This is a genomic window from Peribacillus sp. B-H-3 (assembly GCF_048572925.1).
Lineage (GTDB): Bacteria > Bacillota > Bacilli > Bacillales > DSM-1321 > Peribacillus.
On sequence record NZ_CP183879.1, the window covers coordinates 4,603,652 to 4,620,890 of the forward strand.

A 17,239-nucleotide genomic window follows, 5' to 3' on the forward strand; every position below is an offset into this window, starting at 1 on the left:
CTTTCTTTATTTTAGCATTTTTCTTAAAAGAACCAAACAAAGCGTTATAAAATTTTGAATTCCGTTCAATGTGCATGAAGGTTTATTGATAGGCCAGCGGTGATATGTACACATAAAGCAAAACTGCGGATTATGGCTTAAAGCAGCACCTCTGATTAATAATAAATTTTACCTGCCTGCTATTTTCCCGCCCTGAATATATATCATACTATCGAAGAAGGAAGTTAAACTCCCGGAATGGATATACTGCCCCCTTCTATTCTTGAATAGAGAAAGGAAAAAGCCAGCTATGAAGATCATGATTGATGCAGGCCACGGATTCAATACTCCCGGCAAACAAACACCAGATGGAATGAAGGAATACGAATTTAACAGAGCAACGGCTTTATGGTTAAAAAAATATCTCGGACTCTACAAAAATGTAAGCGTGCATTTTGCCCATTCAGATGAATACGATGTGCCCCTTCAGCAAAGAACTGCTCATGCCAATTCAATTGGCGCTCACTTATACGTGTCCCTTCACGCAAATGCGTACGGAAACGGCTGGAGTGAACCAAACGGTGTGGAAACGTATATCCATACCTCACGGCCGGCTGCTGCCGCTTCTCTGGCAAGCATCATTCAGGAGCGTTTAGCCAAAGCGGCAGGCCTCCGGAATAGAGGCGTCAAGACAGCAAACTTCCAAGTGCTCCGCCAGACAAAATGCACGGCTCTCCTTATCGAATGCGGCTTCATGACCAACCGCCATGAAGCCGGCCTGCTCCGTGACGATTCGTACCGCAAACTCTGCGCAAAGGAAATATCCAAGAGCATCGCAGATTATTACTCTCTTTCAACTATATAAAAAATGCACAAAGAAGGGCCTGACAGCACATTGTCGGGCCCTTCTTATTTTAAAAAAGCTAAATCTTCTTAAGAAACAGAAATGGTGCCTGTTTTGGTATCGGCAAAGATATACAGTGCCGGCCCCTCAGTCTTGGTTGTTTTGAATTTCAGGACTTTTTGGATGACATCGCTTTTTTCCTCAACGACTTGAATACCCTCAAGGCTTACATTAAAACCGCCCAAATTGGATTTCAATTCGCCATCTACCGGCTGCCCCACAGGCAATGATACCTGTATTTTACCGGTGACCGTTTTTGCATGAATAGACTCGCATTCTGTATCTTTCATCAAGCAGGATACCTGGCCATTGAAGGATTGGATATCCATTTTTTTAAAATATCCTTCAGCATGGATGCCTCCATGCAAGCTTTCGGCTTCCGCATTCATTACGCGGGAATCGGTCAGGGCAATCGCCCCATTTCCTGTTTCAAGCTGACAGAGACTCCCATTCAGCTGGCCAATGGTAATCGGGCCATTAGCTGTTTTAGCCTTAAAAGTTTCCGCCGACAAACCTTCACCTGAAATAGCACCATTAAACATTCTGATGACAATCTTTTCATATTCTGCAGAAGGAATGTAAAGAACAGCATCCACTTTTATCCCTTTTTGCTGCACAAGAAAGGTCAATTTTTCGTTTTCAATTGTAAAATGCACACCCTGCAGAAAAGCATCACGGGCTTCTTCCTGGTTTTCTGTTTTATAGACCTTTGCCTGGCACTCAATTCTTACATCCTGCTGATTCCATGGGATGATGCTCGTTTTTCCATTAGCAATATCAATCTCAGCTTCTTTGAAATAGGCATTTCCCTGCTGAAAAATATGAGAAATTTCAGCTGACTTCCCAAAGTTGAAATCCAGATCGCTATCCTTGATTTTTTTAAATGCACTTTCCACAAAATCAAATATTTTCTCTTTTGAGGATTGCATCTTTTTATTGAAGCTGTCATAGCTTTTTTCACCGCTGTCCGGATTAGCCACCACAGTGGAGAGCTCATTTTTCAATACTTGCTCCTTAACCTTGCTTTCTTCTCCCGCTTTTTCCAGTTCTTCTAAAATGCTCAGGGCTTCATCTGCCGTTATCTTGCCATCCTGAACCATTTGAAGGATTCTCTTTTTTTCCTCTTGCATCATAATCCCTCCCTTTCCTTCATAAGTGTGGGCATTCTATTCATATTATGCGGCTATAGCACAATTCAATCGTTTATTGTATTACGCTTCAAACCTCAAAAAGTTTCACTGTCATCTTGTCACTCCAAAGCCGTAATCCGACAGAATCAGGCGACAAATTTCTAATAGCCGCTCACTTGATTTCCCCGGAAATACAGGGCCAAGCCATTTATTAATCAAACGTTTGATTAATAAATATGCGGCTGGATTCACCAATTTCCTTCAAATACTGATATCCCATTAGTAAAGAAAAGCGGGCCAATCGCGGCCCGCTTATACATGTTCATGTTCCTTTTCGCTGATTAATGCTTCCATCCGCATTTTATCTCTGGCAAGTACCGGCTTCAGGTATTTACCTGTATAGGATTCCTCAACCTTAACAATATCTTCAGGCGTGCCAAAAGCCAAAATGGTTCCGCCCTTGTCCCCGCCTTCAGGACCCAAATCTATAATATAATCAGATGCTTTAATTACATCGAGATTATGTTCGATGACAAGCACAGTATCCCCGTTCTCAACAAGCCTCTGCAATACCTCAAGGAGTCTTGAGATATCATCCACATGAAGACCGGTCGTCGGTTCATCCAGGATATAAAATGAACGGCCGGTAGAACGGCGGTGAAGCTCAGAAGCCAGCTTCACACGCTGTGCTTCCCCTCCAGACAAAGTGGTTGCAGGCTGGCCGAGTTTTATATAACTGAGGCCGACATCGAAAATAGTCTGGAGCTTCCTTCTGATTTTCGGGATATTTTCGAAGAAAGAAAGAGATTCTTCCACAGTCATATCCAGAATATCGGAAATGTTTTTGCCTTTATATTTCACTTCCAGCGTTTCCCGGTTATAGCGTTTTCCATGGCATACTTCACAAGGCACATACACATCGGGTAGGAAATGCATCTCAATTTTAATGATTCCATCGCCGCGGCAGGCTTCACAGCGTCCGCCTTTTACATTAAAACTGAAGCGCCCTTTTTTATATCCTCTGATTTTGGCTTCATTTGTGGACGCAAATACATCCCGGATATCATCAAAAACACCTGTATATGTGGCAGGGTTTGAGCGAGGGGTCCTTCCTATAGGCGACTGGTCAATATCAATGACTTTATCCAAGTGCTCGATCCCCTTGATTTCCCTGTGTCCCCCAGGCCTTGTTTTAGCGCGATGAAGCTTTTGAGCAAGTGCTTTATGAAGAATTTCATTGATCAATGTGCTTTTGCCCGAACCAGATACCCCTGTTACGCTGGTAAAGGTTCCAAGCGGGAACTTCACATTGACGTTTTTCAGGTTATTCTCTTTGGCTCCCTTTATCTCTATAAACCTTCCATCAGGCTTGCGGCGTTCCATTGGAAGAGGAATGAATTTCTTTCCTGACAGATACTGTCCTGTCAGAGAACCCGGATCATTCATTACCTCCTCCGGCGTGCCTGCTGATACAATATTTCCTCCATGCGCTCCAGCTCCAGGACCAACATCGATCAGATAATCAGCAGCAAGCATTGTATCTTCATCATGTTCAACAACAATTAATGTATTGCCGATTTCCCTCATGTTTTTAAGAGTATCAATCAAGCGGTCATTGTCACGCTGATGCAGGCCAATCGACGGCTCATCAAGGATATAAAGGACACCCGTCAAGCGTGAACCAATCTGAGTGGCAAGGCGGATACGCTGCGCTTCCCCTCCTGACAATGTTCCTGCAGCACGGCTAAGTGTCAGATATTCCAGCCCGACATTGGATAAGAAGCCAAGGCGCTCTTCAATTTCACGCAAAATAAGCTTGGCAATCTGCCGTTCTTTTTCTGTTAGTTCCAGATGATCAAAGAATTTCAGGCCTTCCTCAATGGAAAGGGCCGTTATCTGGCTGATATGCTGGCCCTGCACCAAAACGGCAAGACTCTCTTTTTTCAGCCTGTGTCCTTTGCAGGTTTGGCAGGGATTCTGGGACATGTATTTTTCCATTTGGTCTCTGATATAATCAGAGCTCGTTTCTTTAAAACGGCGTTCAATATTTTTAAGGACTCCCTCAAAATTCATGTAGCTTTCATGCAGCCTGCCAAAATCATTTGTATATCTGAAATAAATCTTATCTGTTTTTGAACCGTATAAAATTTTATCCAGCTGATCCTGGGGCAGTTCCCTAACCGGGACATCCATATCTATACCGTAATGATTTGCAACTGCCTCTAAAAGCTGCGGATAATACTGCGAGCTCGTCGGCTCCCAAGGCGCAATGGCATGCTGGCGCAATGAAAGGTCTTTATTGGGGATGACCAGATCACTGTCCACATTCAGCTTTGAACCCAGACCATCACAATCAGGGCAGGCACCGAATGGGCTATTAAACGAAAACATTCTTGGTTCAAGGTCTTCTATGGAGAAACCGCAGTAAGGGCAGGCATGATGTTCGCTGAACAGAAGTTCTTCCTCTCCTGCCACATCGATGATCACCTTGCCTTCCCCCAGTTTCAGTGCGCTTTCCAGTGAATCGGCAAGCCTTGAGGCTACTCCTTCTTTGACCACGATTCTATCGATGATGACCTCGATTGAGTGTTTTTTATTTTTCTCAAGGGAAATATCATCGCCAAGATCGTGCATGTCCCCATCTATGCGCACCCGCACATAGCCTTGCTTTTTGATATCCTCCATAACCTTTGCATGCGTCCCTTTTCTCCCTGATACAAGCGGGGCAAGCACCTGAAGTTTCGTCCGTTCCGGATATTCAAGAATCCGGTCGACCATTTGCTCGATTGTCTGCGAGCTGATCTCAATGTTATGGATCGGGCAGGTAGGGCGCCCTACACGGGCATAAAGCAATCTCAGATAATCATAGATTTCCGTAACAGTTCCTACCGTAGACCTCGGATTCCTTGAAGTCGTTTTCTGGTCAATGGAAATAGCCGGCGAAAGCCCTTCTATCGCATCAACATCCGGTTTATCCATCTGTCCCAAGAACTGACGGGCATAAGCAGATAGTGATTCTACATATCTTCTCTGGCCTTCCGCGTAAATGGTATCAAAAGCCAGAGATGATTTGCCTGAACCGGATAAGCCTGTCAAAACGACAAGCTTATCTCTCGGAATGGTGACGTCTATATTTTTTAAGTTATTGGCTCTAGCGCCTTTAACAATGATTTTATCCATGGCCATTTTTTCGTCATCCTTCCACTTTCAGCTCTATTAATAAATCGCGGAGCTCTGCTGCCCTTTCGAAGTCCAGGGCTTTTGCAGATTCCTTCATTTCTTTCTCTGTTTTAATAATCAGCTGCTCTCTTTCTTTCTTGGTCAATTTCCCAAGAGAAGGGGCCGCATTATAATCTTCTGTCTCCTCAGCAGCATATGTTGCCCGGATGCTGCCCCGGATTTCCTTCTGTATGGTCAGCGGCGTAATGCCGTGTTTTTCATTATAACGCTCCTGTGTTTCCCGGCGGCGCTTAGTTTCGCTGATGGCTACTTCCATCGAATGAGTCATCTTGTCGGCGTACATGATAACATGGCCATTTGAATTCCTTGCCGCACGCCCTATCGTTTGGATCAGGGAACGCTCAGAACGGAGGAAGCCCTCTTTGTCTGCGTCAAGAATAGCTACAAGGGAAACCTCGGGAATATCGAGGCCTTCCCTTAAAAGGTTGATCCCAATCAGCACATCATATTTGCCCATGCGCAGTTCCCGGATGATTTCAATCCTGTCCAGTGTCTTTACCTCTGAATGTAGGTACTGAACCTTAATTCCTATTTCCTTCAGATAATCTGTCAGGTCTTCAGACATTTTTTTGGTCAGGGTGGTCACAAGAACACGTTCATCCTTTTTAATCCTATCATGGATTTCTCCTATCAGGTCATCAATCTGCCCTTCAATCGGCTTTATTTCTATATTTGGATCAAGCAGGCCAGTCGGACGTATAATCTGCTCAATCATGGCAGGTGTATGCTCCAATTCAAAAGGTCCGGGAGTGGCAGAAACAAATATGGCCTGGCCTACCTTCTTTTCAAATTCCTCAAACCTTAATGGGCGGTTGTCCATGGCTGAAGGCAAACGGAAGCCATGGTCTACAAGCACCTGTTTTCTCGCCTGGTCGCCATTATACATTCCACGGACCTGTGGAAGTGTAACATGTGATTCATCAACCACCAGCAGAAAGTCTTCAGGGAAATAATCAAGAAGTGTATATGGAGTGGCGCCTGCCGGGCGGAGCGTCAAGTGCCTTGAATAGTTTTCAATGCCCGAGCAAAAGCCCATTTCCCGCATCATTTCCAGATCATAGCGCGTCCTTTGTTCTAGACGCTGTGCCTCAAGAAGCTTTTCATCCTCGCGAAGCACAATGAGGCGCTCTTCCAGTTCCTTTTCAATATTGCTGATGGCCACCCTCATTTTCTCTTCTCGGGTAACGAAGTGGGAGGCAGGGAAAATGGCAATATGGTCACGCTCGCCGGTTATCTCGCCAGTCAAGGCATCCACTTCACGGATCCGGTCTATTTCATCGCCGAAAAATTCCACTCTGATGCAGTGTTCATCCTTTGAAGCAGGAAAGATTTCAACAACATCTCCCCTGACCCTGAAGGTACCGCGCTGGAAGGCAATATCATTCCGCTCATACTGGATATCGACCAGCCTGTGCAGCAGTGCATTCCTGTCAATTTCCATGCCAGTCCTCAGGGAAACGACCATTTCCCGGTATTCTTCCGGAGAACCAAGTCCATAAATACAAGAAACACTGGCGATTACAATAACGTCCTTCCGCTCAAACAGCGATGAAGTGGCAGAGTGGCGCAGCTTGTCAATTTCATCATTGATGCTGGCATCTTTTTCAATGAACGTATCCGTCGACGGCACATAGGCCTCCGGCTGATAGTAATCATAGTAGCTGACAAAATATTCTACAGCATTATCAGGGAAAAACTCCTTAAATTCGCTGTAAAGCTGCCCGGCCAGCGTTTTATTATGGGCAATGACAAGAGTAGGTTTATTGACTTCTTTTATAACATTAGAAACTGTAAATGTTTTCCCCGTCCCTGTCGCACCTAAAAGCGTCTGGTACCTTTTACCGTCCTTTAGCCCTTCAACAAGAGAAGTGATGGCCGCGGGCTGGTCACCCTGGGGAGAATACTTTGATACTAGCTCGAACACATCTTTCACTAAACAAGCCTCCTATAAGGAATTTGTCTGCATTTATGATTACACCGCCGAAATACGAATGATTTCAAAGCGGTTCATGTACTGTCTGTTTATATAATAAAAAATACACTCAAAAAAATCGCTAAATCCATTTAAACCCATACATTCATTCTACCACAAAAGCCGGAAAACAAACCAACAAAAAGCGAACGTTTATTCCCCGCCTCTGATTATGAATTGTGATCAGCCAGTAATTCCAAACACTTTTAAACCCCAAAAAAGCATAAGCCGCCTAAGGATACAATTCTTAGATGGCTTACGCTCTTAATGGCCGTGCATCCAACTGGGCGCAGGCAATATTATTCGAAAAAACTCTCCTGATTGAAAAAAACGCCAATCAGGCGCCTTCTTTCGAGTTTGTCTTTTTCATGCTGGATGAAAGCCAGAACCCCGCAGTCAGCGAGAAGGCATCAATCGTTATCAGCCACCAGGTATGAGTGTAACCTTTATAAGCGGAAGCGGCAATTAAGGCAACCGTTAAAATTAATCCCACCACACGATTGTATGTAACCCGGGAAAAGAGCATAACCAGGAGACCAGGAAGAAACAGTGCAGAGAAAATTTTTATCATTCTATTCATCTCCTTTAAGAGAGCGATCCTTCTATTAGCCTCCAAAGATACAGGCAAGTAGTATCAGTGTAAAACATATTTATTAATTTTGCTATTCCTAAATTAAGCATTCAGAGATTTATTCCCGGCAGGGCCGGAGCACTGATTCCTTCACAATTGCTGCCTCGTACAGCAGCTGTTTTCATCCCCGCTTGGGGCTATACGTTAACTTTTCATAAGCCTCAAGCCTTATCTTAAATTACTTCTCAGGAACATTTTTAGCAATTCGTTATCACGGTAAGATAAATAAAAAGAAAGAAGGTCATAAAAATAATGAAGAAAACTAAAAAGAGATCCAGACTTTGGGCAGCTGCAAGGAATATTTTATTATCTATACTAGCAGTATTTGTTTTGTGGTTTATTTTCAGCAATGTCATGACTGTATTTGAACAAAAAAAATACCCGCCGATTGGCAAGCTAGTAAGCGTGGATGGCAAGAATATGCACATTTATACAAAGGGCGAGGGTGATAACACAATCGTTTTATTAAGCGGCCTGGGAACCTCAGCGCCTGCATTGGACTTTGAACCTTTGATAAATGAAATGTCAAAAAATAATAAAGTAGTGGTGGCAGAGCCATTGGGATATGGATGGAGCGATATCACCAGTAAGGAACGGACAGTGAAAAATATTGTAGAGGAGTTAAGAATGGCTCTAAAAAAAGCGAACATACAAGGACCATATATTTTAATGCCACATTCAATTTCCGGTATTTACAGTATGTATTTTGCTAATACATATCCAGAGGAAGTGAAAGCAATTATAGGAATCGATCCCACGCTGCCCCAGGCATTGGATTATTTCGGCGAAAAATCTCCTGCCATGCCCAAATATTTAAGTTTACTGGCACCAGCAGGAATTGCTAGATTAGCATTATATATTAATCCTGAGAATTTTTTGCCCCTTGCTGATGATGGCATATATTCCGAAGGTAACTTAAAAATGACCAAGGCTATATCATCATGGAAAGGCTACAATAAAACCATTGTTGCTGAAGCCAATGAAATAAAAGATAATATTAGCAAAACGGCTGATATGAATTTCCCCTCTAATATGCCAATTTTAATTTTCGCTAGAAAAGAAGAAAAGGAAACAAAGGATGGCAAAAGTAATGTGTCTTTTTATAAGACGCAGTTAACTGATTCCCCTGCCAGCAAAATTGTTATATTACAAGGACATCATTACCTTCATTGGACTCGTTATAAGAAGGTAAGCAAAGAAGTTAATGAATTTACCAAATCATTTTCTAAAAACTAAACGTGCAAGGAAGGTTCTCACCAGGCAGCTTGATATCTAAATAAAGAAGGCAAACTCCCCATCGGAGGAATCCGCCTTCTTACATGATTAATAAGGATCTGCTTCATGTCCCTTTTTTAATGCATTTTCCGGTGCATTCTCTGCCCCTTCAGCACCAATCGGTTCTTGTGACGAAGTATTTTCAGACGAATAATTTCTGATGCCTTCTTCTACTCTGCGCCCATATTCCGGATCAGCATTTGTACAATATTCAATGATTTTGGTTTGTATCCGCTTGTCGCATGGAGCAAGTGTACTGACAAGATTCGATATCAGTTCATTCTTTTCCCACTCTTCAAACTTATTATAGGTCTCACCAGCCTGTTTGAAATCATTCCGGCGGTCAATGCTTTCCCTTACTAGCCGCCCTTCAATGTGCGGAGTGTATTCTTTCCCTTCCTGCTCTGCTTCCTTAAGTCCTCCTAATGTAGAAGGTTCGTAGTTCACACGGGGATTTTGTTTTTCTCCAAGATCGACCTTGTACTGCATTTGACCGCCCCGCTGGTTTGTAGCCACAGGCTCATCCCCTGCTTTTCCGTAAGTCTCAAAGTAGCCGTGAGCACCTGCCCCGCGTGCATGAACAACCCTCTCTGGTATCCGTTTCCTGTCAAAATGGCTGATCTTCTCAAGAAAATCGTAATTCTCCAATGTAGTAGGACCACGGTTCCCTACAGTCCTCATATTTTGATTATTAGTTACTGGATGTCCCTGCCGGTTGTCAGCGTCTCTTCCGTTTCAGAGTCTGAAAGATTTTTGTTCATTCTTTCTTTATCCAAATTATACAGCCTCCCTCAAAGTGAATTCTTAACCATAATTCCCTCTATTGGAATAATCATGCATATATCCGTAAACGTTTTTTTATTCCCCATTTTAGAATGCTAGTAAAATAGAACCATCTTAAGGTATTTTCACTTAATCATTTGGAAATTAAACCGATACAAAGTAATGTGCCTTCATTCATCACTTTCTTTTGAAATGTGTCTTTCTTCCTTAGTATTTTCATATTTCTTAAAACCCAACTGCATAAAAGACAAAAAAATACATCTTTTTCATTTTCCTTAATTTATTGGTCAATTTGTAAAAAAATAGGTTATAATGTTGATAGGGAAAATTTAAGATTTTTATATATTCAAATCTTTAAAGAAGGCGGCGAACATCATGAAAAAAAGAATAGGGGCACTGCTGACAGCCACGGTACTATTTCTATCCATTTTCGCGTTTACAGCCACTGGTGAGCATGTTTTCGCAGCAGCTCAAGCCAAGGTAACAGCAAGCAGCCTTAATGTCCGCGAAAAGCCAACCACCTCCTCCAAATCGCTTGGCATGCTGGCGAAGGGAAAAGTTGTTACTATTTCTGCGACACAGGGAAGCTGGTCAAAAATCCCTTATGGGAAATCATACGGGTGGGTTTCATCGAAATATGTATCGAAAATCACTGTCACTGCTGTCAAAAATGGGTATGTCACGGCAAGCTCCTTGAGCCTGAGGAAAACAGTTTCCACAAAAAGCGGCTCACTCGGCATGCTTTCCAAGGGCACACTTGTAAATATCAAATCACAAAGCGGAAGCTGGATGAATATTTATGTGCCATCCAATAAGAAAACGGGATGGGTTTCAAAATCATACATATCTGATAAAAAGCCCTCTGCAACCTCTGTAACTAAAGCCACGGTATCAGGCACTAAGTATTATGTAACCGCAGATTCTCTTAATGTCCGCAAATCAGCAACAGCCAGTTCCGCTAAAATCACAGCCGTCACAAAAGGCTCAGCCGTTACCCTTTATGAGAAAAAAGGGACCTGGGGAAGAATAAAAACGGCATCAAATAAAACCGGGTGGGTTTCACTCCACTACTTGACTGCCAAAAAGCCGGCCTCCGTGCCAGCTAAGGCCGAAGTGCCAAGCAAGGCCTCGCCTCCTGACACAGGAACGGACACAGCCTCCGGAATTAAATATTATGTGACCGGAGCATCTTCTTTAAATATCCGTGACAGTGCAGGCACAAGCGGGAATATTTGACGGCTGTAAATAAAGGATTAACCGTCACTTTATTTGAAACAAAAGGTACTTGGGGAAAAGTCAGAACAAGTTCTGGAATAACCGGGTGGGCTTCCCTGGCCTACTTGAGCAAAAATCCCCCTGCAAAGGGCGTACAGGGAAAAGTTATCGTGATTGATGCAGGACACGGCGGAATCGATCCTGGAGCGCCTGGAAAAGCCAATGTTGAAAAAACAATCACCCTGAATTCTGCAAAAAAACTGCAGTCTATTCTTGAAAATGCAGGTGCAAAAGTAATCATGACTCGTACTGGCGATACGTACCCTTCCCTTTCTGACAGGGTAAACATCAGCCATAAGTATCATGCAGATGTATTTATCAGCATTCACTACAATTCTAATTTCAGCAAATCATCCAATGGTATCGATACCTATTACTGGGCAACAAACGTAAATGAACGCGAGCTTGCACAGTGCATCCAGGAAGAAGTCATTAAACAAACAGGACTTTCAAATCGCGGTGTCCACACAGGAAATTTCCAGGTTATCCGCGAAAACAAGAACCCTGCTGTTTTAATAGAATTAGGCTTTATTTCTAATCCTGGTGAAGAAAAAACAATTGCTACAGCCGCATATCAATTAAAGGCTGCAACAGGAATTTATAATGGACTCGAAAAATACTTTGCATCAAAATAACAAAGTGCTGAAGATCTTGTTTAATATTTTCAGCGCCTTTTTATATTCCAGCCTATTCTACAAGTGTCAGAAATTTTTAATTGTTTGGTAATTTTGTGTTGACAAAACGACTGGCAATCTGTATATTTAGACTATATTCAATTATCTTTAATTAAAGATATATAATTTCAAGATACGATTTTAGGAGGAAAAAAAATGACTGTAACAAAATGGACCGTCGATGATACACATAGTTCTATTGAATTTAGCGTAAAGCATATGATGATTGCAAAGGTAAAAGGAAACTTTAACAAGTTTACTGCAGTTCTAGAAGCAGACCCAGCAGATTTAACAACAGCTTCTATTGAATTTACAGTAGATGCAGCAAGCATTGATACAAGAAATGAAGACCGTGATAACCACCTTCGTTCCGCTGATTTCTTTAAAGCGGAAGAATATCCAACTATTACTTTCAAATCTGCTGAAATTACCAAAAAAGATGACAATGAATATAATGTAACAGGAGATGTGACCCTCCTTGGTGTGACCCGCAAGGAAACTTTCACTGTTACTTTTGAAGGCCAAGGCAAGGATCCATGGGGAAATGAAAAAGCTGGATTCAGTGCTGCAGGTAAAATTAAGCGAAGCGATTACGGCTTAACCTATAACGCTGCACTAGAAACTGGCGGCATGTTATTGGGTGATGTAATTACGTTATCCATTGAGCTTGAAGCAGGAAAAGCAGTTCAAGAATAAGAAGGTCAAACAAAAAACCAGCTGAGGAGATTCAACTCCTTTCAGCTGGTTTTTATTTTTTCCAAAAAAAAAGAAACCACAGAGGGTTCTTTTCTTTGAGTCTATTAAATGCGCTTAGCGCCAAGAAATTTTGGTTTCCAGTATGAATTGCTTGTATAGGTGATTGACACACCGTGAGAAGTTGCTGCATGAATCATTTTTCCGCTTCCCATGTAGATAGATACATGAGTAGGATTAGATGCTTTATTTGGAGCAAAAAACATTAAGTCTCCAGGCGCCAGCGAGCTGACTTTCTTTCCGGTTCTATACATTTGAGAAGCTGTTCTTGGAAGTGTTTTTCCTGCTTTGCTATATGAATATTTCACAAGACCTGAACAATCAAATCCGCTTGGTGTTGTTCCGCCCCATACATATTTTGTCCCTAAATTGCTTTCAGCTACTGAAATAGCTTTTGTATTATAGTTAGATGCCTCACCCATTGCCGGTGCAACAGAACTAAATATGACGGCCAAAGACAAAGCTGCAATGATTTTCTTCAACATAGTTGTATACCCCCTGGTGTGATTAGCTAAACCTATCATACTTTGATAGCATAACAATGGCATCACAGGAATATTACAATTACATTACAAATAATAGGAACATCCTCCATTTAGTAGAATTGCAGTGCAATAACTGGTATAAGACCATATTTTTAATGTATATCCTTGAAATTCAATTAAAAAATATGCCCTGCTGTTCAAACAGGGCATACTTTCTATCTTTTATATTTTTCTATCCCAGTGGCGATGCTGGGCGATTCCTTCAATAAACTGTTTGTTTAATCCAGCCAGATCTTCTGCATTCCGAGAAGCAATTACCCCGGGTACAGATACTGGCTCTTTACTTTCAGGTGAAACAATCTCTATACCGGCAAATGCCAGCAAGTCCGTTCCTTCATTTGCTGCTCCAACCGTTTTGTAATGGCTGTATGCGTCCTTAAGAAAAGCGGCGGCCTCCTTGACCGTTTTTAACCGGTCTGCACTTTCCTGTCCACCTGCAGCATACACGGCATCGAATAATACAGAATCGCTCGTCAGGAATGTCTGATTCACTTCAAGCTCCTGTCCATCAGAGCTCTTGATCATGCCCAGATTCTCACTGATCACCACTGCTGTTACTCCTGCTTTTTCCAATGAATCCTTCAAACTTTGTAGCTCCTCATAATTAAACCCGTCGGCAGCCAGTATGGCCGCTTTTCTTGTGGCAGGAGATTTAACGGTATGAAGCTGGCTGAGCGCAGGTGATGATTCGCTTACACCTGAAGCCTTGCTGTTTGCCTGTACCTTTGCTCCAATGCCCTTTGCAATCTGCTCAGCAAGGTAATGATCCACATTGCTGAACATGTCCACTACCTGCTGCTGCACATCCTTGCTTTTAACTTTACCCAGTTCAAAGCGGAAGGCTTTAATGATATGGTTTTTCTCTGTATCCGTCATACTGTTCCAGAATAGCTTGGCCTGTGAATAGTGGTCATTGAAGCTAACACTTCGCTGACGCACTTTCCTACCCTCTACTTTTTCCTGATAATGCTCATATCCGCCTTCTTCTTTTGTTGATGTCTCCGGATAATTGCCTTGAAGCGAATTGTTTCGGTAGGCAACTGGCCCCTTATTAATCGTCATTCTATGGTAACCATCATACTGGTTGTTATGGAATGGGCATACCGGGCGATTAATCGGGATTTCATGAAAATTCGGGCCTCCTAACCGGAGCAGCTGTGTGTCTGTGTAGGAAAAGAGGCGTCCCTGCAGTAATGGGTCATTGGTGAAATCTATCCCCGGAACCACATTTCCTGGATGGAAGGCAACCTGCTCTGTTTCCGCAAATACATTATCTACATTATTATTTAATGTCATTTTCCCGATTATTTTGACCGGTACGATTTCTTCCGGCCAAAGCTTGGTAGGATCAAGAACATCAAAATCAAATTTGAATTCATCTTCCTCATCGATCATTTGAACGCCAAACTCAAACTCAGGGAAGTTCCCGCTATCTATGGCTTCCCAAAGATCTCTGCGGTGGAAATCAGGATCATTCCCGGCAATCTTCTGCGCTTCCTCCCATACAAGAGAATGTACGCCAAGCAAAGGCTTCCAGTGGAATTTCACAAAACGTGCCTTGCCTTCTTCATTTACAAAGCGGTATGTGTGCACGCCAAAGCCTTCCATCATCCGGTAGCTTCTGGGAATTGCACGGTCTGACATGGCCCACATCACCATATGGGCCGATTCTCTATTGTTGGCGACAAAATCCCAAAAGGTATCATGAGCTGTTGAAGCCTGAGGCATTTCATTATGAGGTTCCGGCTTAAAGGAATGAACAAGATCCGGAAATTTGATGGCATCCTGAATAAAGAAAACAGGCATATTGTTTCCGACTAAATCATAGTTTCCTTCTTCCGTATAAAACTTTGTCGCAAATCCCCGCACATCACGGACGGTATCTCCTGATCCGCGCGACCCGGCAACAGTTGAAAACCTTAAGAATACCGGAGTCTTCACAGCAGGATCTGACAGGAATTTCGCTTTTGTATATTCAGTCATAGACTCATAAACTTCAAAATACCCATGTACACCATAACCCCGGGCATGTACAATGCGCTCCGGAATGCGTTCATGGTCAAAGTGAGTCATCTTTTCCCTGAAATGGAAGTCTTCCATTAAAGTCGGGCCGCGAACTCCAGCTTTCAAAGAGTGTTCATCCTCACTTATTCTTAAGCCTTGATTAGTTGTAAGCTTTTTGCCGTCATTATCAGAACGATATGGTTCCAACTGTTCATTTTTACTGTTTTCATTCACTGTTCTTTCATGCTTGTTTTCATTTTTCACTCTTAGTGACCTCCTTGGGATAATCGTGAATGCTTATAAAGCGAAACCTTCATCAGTGCTGGCTGTCTCATCCTCTGCTGATGATTCAAACTAATCGGACTTTTACAGACAGATAATCCCGTTTACACTCTTAGATGACCTAAGACCTTAAAGGGAATTTACTGCCGGTTTAAAACGGGTTATATCTTTGCGCTGATATGTACTGCATACTGCACTTATAGTGCCTGCTATGCAAAACAGAGCTAGTAAACACTTACCCCTAGATATAAAATGTAAACTTTCAAATACATGCAAACATCCTGCATAGCTAAGACAACTGTTTTTAAAATTAATGATTTTCCTTCGATAAAAAGGGTTCATATCAATTGATGGAGAATGTAGAAATAATTGCTTAAAAGGGGGATTTTGTATGTTTTTGACAAAAATACAGCCGAGGGTTTCTGAAACAGATGGAGTCGGACATATTAACAATACGAGCATCCCAGTCTGGCTGGAGGCAGGGAGAGAGGAAATCTTTAAATTCTTCACACCGTCGCTTGATTTTAAGGATTGGAAAATGGTCATTGTTAATTTAAATGCAGATTATGTGGATCAGATTTTTTATGGCAAGGAAGCTTTTGTCTCCACATGGGTGCAGAAAATCGGGAACAGCAGCTTTGTATTATATGAAGAAATCCATCAGGAAGGAAGACTGTGCGTGAAGGCAACTGCAGCGTATGTAAACTTCAATCAGGAAACACAATCGGGCGAACGCATTCCTGAACATATCCGGGTGCTGCTGTCACAGCATCTTTACTGCCAATCAGAGACATCATCGAAATAGATAAAAAGGCGCTTCTCAGGAGAGAACCGCCTTTAAACAATTAAAATTCTTTTTTTGAAAAAGGCAAAAAGAACTTTACGCCCCGTTTATTGAAGGGCAGGATCTTCATATCGGCAGCCATGTGGCTGGCATACCCGGCTAAACAGGTAATGAAGACTCCATCTATGTTCACGGATGCCTGAAATTGATAAGAAATGACTCCAAAGAAAATCAGCCCTATTATAGAATGGGTGTAGCTTCGGTGCGGGACAAAGGAACCAAGAATAATAAAAATCCCCAAAAGCAGCACCCAGTTTTCTTCTAGAGAAATCCCTCCCAGCAATACACCTATACCTGTAAGTGTCAGCATTAGCCTTTGTGTGATAAATGCTGAAAGCAATAAAATGCCTATTCCTGCTCCAATCCCTATTGTCCTGCTATTCCCTGCATAATTAAAACTGCTGTACAAAATCATGGCAAATGCGAGCAGCTGTGCTATGGTTCGAATGAGCTTATGGGAAAATGTGATTTTGTTGCTTAGCTTCCCATCTATATCAATATCTGGCATAAGTCCCGCAGCTGCCCCGATTCCCACGAGCAGCATGGTCTCTGCCGGAGTGCTTTGCAGCGAGTCCGCACAGGCAAAGCCTGCCGCTGCCCCAAGCACCATATGTGCTGTACCGTTCAATTTCTTCACCTTGCTTCTTATGTATGATTCTTGCTGAAAATTTTTCCTTTCTATATTTTATAGGATTTATAGGTATACAGCCACAAGATATTTAAGAAGAGCTCTTTTGTTATATTGATTTTCAATGAATGATTTGAGGCGATTGTTAAATCAGGTTAAATGGTGCGTAGGGTGCGATACTCTTGCACAGCCAATTTGGTTTCGTCCTTAAAAGGCGCTCCTTGCCTTCTAAGGACAAAACATTTCTCAGAGACCAAAATCATGAAGATTTCTAAGCCGGATTCCATATTGCATCCTTATGAGCATAGTAAAAGGGATTC

At 42.5% G+C, this 17,239-nt stretch carries 13 protein-coding genes and 1 pseudogene; 6 read left to right on the top strand and 8 right to left on the bottom strand.

The window, feature by feature from the left end; translation table 11 throughout:
• Positions 1-289 precede the first annotated feature (289 nt).
• Positions 290-844 carry an N-acetylmuramoyl-L-alanine amidase gene (locus ACN6MY_RS22995; RefSeq protein WP_419882209.1) on the top strand — a complete coding sequence of 185 codons (555 nt, stop codon included), beginning with the start codon at positions 290-292 and terminating at the stop codon, positions 842-844.
• Positions 845-912: 68 nt separating this feature from the next.
• Here ACN6MY_RS22995 and ACN6MY_RS23000 read toward each other — a convergent pair whose 3' ends face one another.
• The 4 genes from ACN6MY_RS23000 to ACN6MY_RS23015 form a co-directional block, all read right to left on the bottom strand.
• Entirely contained in the window at positions 913-2,016 is a 1,104-nt protein-coding gene (locus ACN6MY_RS23000) for a DUF4097 family beta strand repeat-containing protein (protein WP_419882210.1), read from the bottom strand.
• Between the two features lie 309 nt (positions 2,017-2,325).
• Positions 2,326-5,199, bottom strand: a complete 2,874-nt coding sequence (gene uvrA, locus ACN6MY_RS23005; protein WP_419882211.1) for an excinuclease ABC subunit UvrA — start codon at positions 5,197-5,199, stop codon at positions 2,326-2,328.
• 7 nt (positions 5,200-5,206) lie between these two features.
• Positions 5,207-7,186, bottom strand: coding sequence for an excinuclease ABC subunit UvrB (gene uvrB, locus ACN6MY_RS23010; protein ID WP_419882212.1), 1,980 nt, complete (start codon positions 7,184-7,186; stop codon positions 5,207-5,209).
• A 376-nt stretch (positions 7,187-7,562) separates the two neighbouring features.
• Positions 7,563-7,796: a CsbA family protein gene (locus ACN6MY_RS23015; RefSeq protein WP_090988760.1), complete on the bottom strand. Its 234-nt coding sequence runs from the start codon at positions 7,794-7,796 to the stop codon at positions 7,563-7,565.
• Positions 7,797-8,108: 312 nt separating this feature from the next.
• Here ACN6MY_RS23015 and ACN6MY_RS23020 point away from each other — a divergent pair, with 312 nt between their 5' ends.
• Positions 8,109-9,092, top strand: a complete 984-nt coding sequence (locus ACN6MY_RS23020) for an alpha/beta fold hydrolase (RefSeq protein ID WP_419882213.1) — start codon at positions 8,109-8,111, stop codon at positions 9,090-9,092.
• Positions 9,093-9,179: 87 nt separating this feature from the next.
• On the opposite strand, the pseudogene ACN6MY_RS23025 reads toward ACN6MY_RS23020, so the two are convergent.
• Positions 9,180-9,892, bottom strand: a pseudogene (locus ACN6MY_RS23025) (catalase).
• A 397-nt stretch (positions 9,893-10,289) separates the two neighbouring features.
• On the opposite strand from ACN6MY_RS23025, the gene ACN6MY_RS23030 reads away from it, so the two are divergent.
• The 3 genes from ACN6MY_RS23030 to ACN6MY_RS23040 all read left to right on the top strand — a co-directional run bounded on the left by ACN6MY_RS23030 (position 10,290) and on the right by ACN6MY_RS23040 (position 12,559).
• On the top strand, positions 10,290-11,150 hold the full coding sequence (locus tag ACN6MY_RS23030) for an SH3 domain-containing protein (protein ID WP_419882214.1): 861 nt from the start codon (positions 10,290-10,292) through the stop codon (positions 11,148-11,150).
• Positions 11,147-11,824: an N-acetylmuramoyl-L-alanine amidase gene (locus ACN6MY_RS23035; protein ID WP_419882215.1), complete on the top strand. Its 678-nt coding sequence runs from the start codon at positions 11,147-11,149 to the stop codon at positions 11,822-11,824. The genes ACN6MY_RS23030 and ACN6MY_RS23035 overlap by 4 nt, the downstream gene beginning before the upstream one ends.
• 195 nt (positions 11,825-12,019) lie before the next feature.
• On the top strand, positions 12,020-12,559 hold the full coding sequence (locus tag ACN6MY_RS23040; RefSeq protein WP_419882216.1) for a YceI family protein: 540 nt from the start codon (positions 12,020-12,022) through the stop codon (positions 12,557-12,559).
• A 104-nt stretch (positions 12,560-12,663) separates the two neighbouring features.
• Here the strand turns inward: ACN6MY_RS23040 and ACN6MY_RS23045 are convergent, their stop codons facing one another.
• Together ACN6MY_RS23045 and ACN6MY_RS23050 are read right to left on the bottom strand one after the other, a co-directional pair.
• Complete coding sequence (locus ACN6MY_RS23045) at positions 12,664-13,101, bottom strand: C40 family peptidase (protein WP_419882217.1); 438 nt, start codon at positions 13,099-13,101, stop codon at positions 12,664-12,666.
• 222 nt (positions 13,102-13,323) lie between these two features.
• Positions 13,324-15,429 carry a catalase gene (locus tag ACN6MY_RS23050; RefSeq protein WP_419882218.1) on the bottom strand — a complete coding sequence of 702 codons (2,106 nt, stop codon included), beginning with the start codon at positions 15,427-15,429 and terminating at the stop codon, positions 13,324-13,326.
• Positions 15,430-15,838: 409 nt separating this feature from the next.
• On the opposite strand from ACN6MY_RS23050, the gene ACN6MY_RS23055 reads away from it, so the two are divergent.
• Positions 15,839-16,252, top strand: a complete 414-nt coding sequence (locus tag ACN6MY_RS23055; RefSeq protein ID WP_419882219.1) for an acyl-CoA thioesterase — start codon at positions 15,839-15,841, stop codon at positions 16,250-16,252.
• 40 nt (positions 16,253-16,292) lie between these two features.
• Here ACN6MY_RS23055 and ACN6MY_RS23060 read toward each other — a convergent pair whose 3' ends face one another.
• Positions 16,293-16,919 carry a metal-dependent hydrolase gene (locus ACN6MY_RS23060; protein WP_419882220.1) on the bottom strand — a complete coding sequence of 209 codons (627 nt, stop codon included), beginning with the start codon at positions 16,917-16,919 and terminating at the stop codon, positions 16,293-16,295.
• Positions 16,920-17,239: the final 320 nt, after the last annotated feature.

Excerpts from the sequence above, each read along its gene's own strand:
- ACN6MY_RS22995 (WP_419882209.1), top strand. The coding sequence starts at position 290 with ATGAAGATCATGATTGATGCAGGCCACGGATTCAATACTCCCGGCAAA.
- ACN6MY_RS23000 (WP_419882210.1), bottom strand. The coding sequence starts at position 2,016 with ATGATGCAAGAGGAAAAAAAGAGAATCCTTCAAATGGTTCAGGATGGC.
- uvrA (WP_419882211.1), bottom strand. The coding sequence starts at position 5,199 with ATGGCCATGGATAAAATCATTGTTAAAGGCGCTAGAGCCAATAACTTA.
- ACN6MY_RS23015 (WP_090988760.1), bottom strand. The coding sequence starts at position 7,796 with ATGATAAAAATTTTCTCTGCACTGTTTCTTCCTGGTCTCCTGGTTATG.
- ACN6MY_RS23020 (WP_419882213.1), top strand. The coding sequence starts at position 8,109 with ATGAAGAAAACTAAAAAGAGATCCAGACTTTGGGCAGCTGCAAGGAAT.
- ACN6MY_RS23030 (WP_419882214.1), top strand. The coding sequence starts at position 10,290 with ATGAAAAAAAGAATAGGGGCACTGCTGACAGCCACGGTACTATTTCTA.
- ACN6MY_RS23040 (WP_419882216.1), top strand. The coding sequence starts at position 12,020 with ATGACTGTAACAAAATGGACCGTCGATGATACACATAGTTCTATTGAA.
- ACN6MY_RS23045 (WP_419882217.1), bottom strand. The coding sequence starts at position 13,101 with ATGTTGAAGAAAATCATTGCAGCTTTGTCTTTGGCCGTCATATTTAGT.
- ACN6MY_RS23055 (WP_419882219.1), top strand. The coding sequence starts at position 15,839 with ATGTTTTTGACAAAAATACAGCCGAGGGTTTCTGAAACAGATGGAGTC.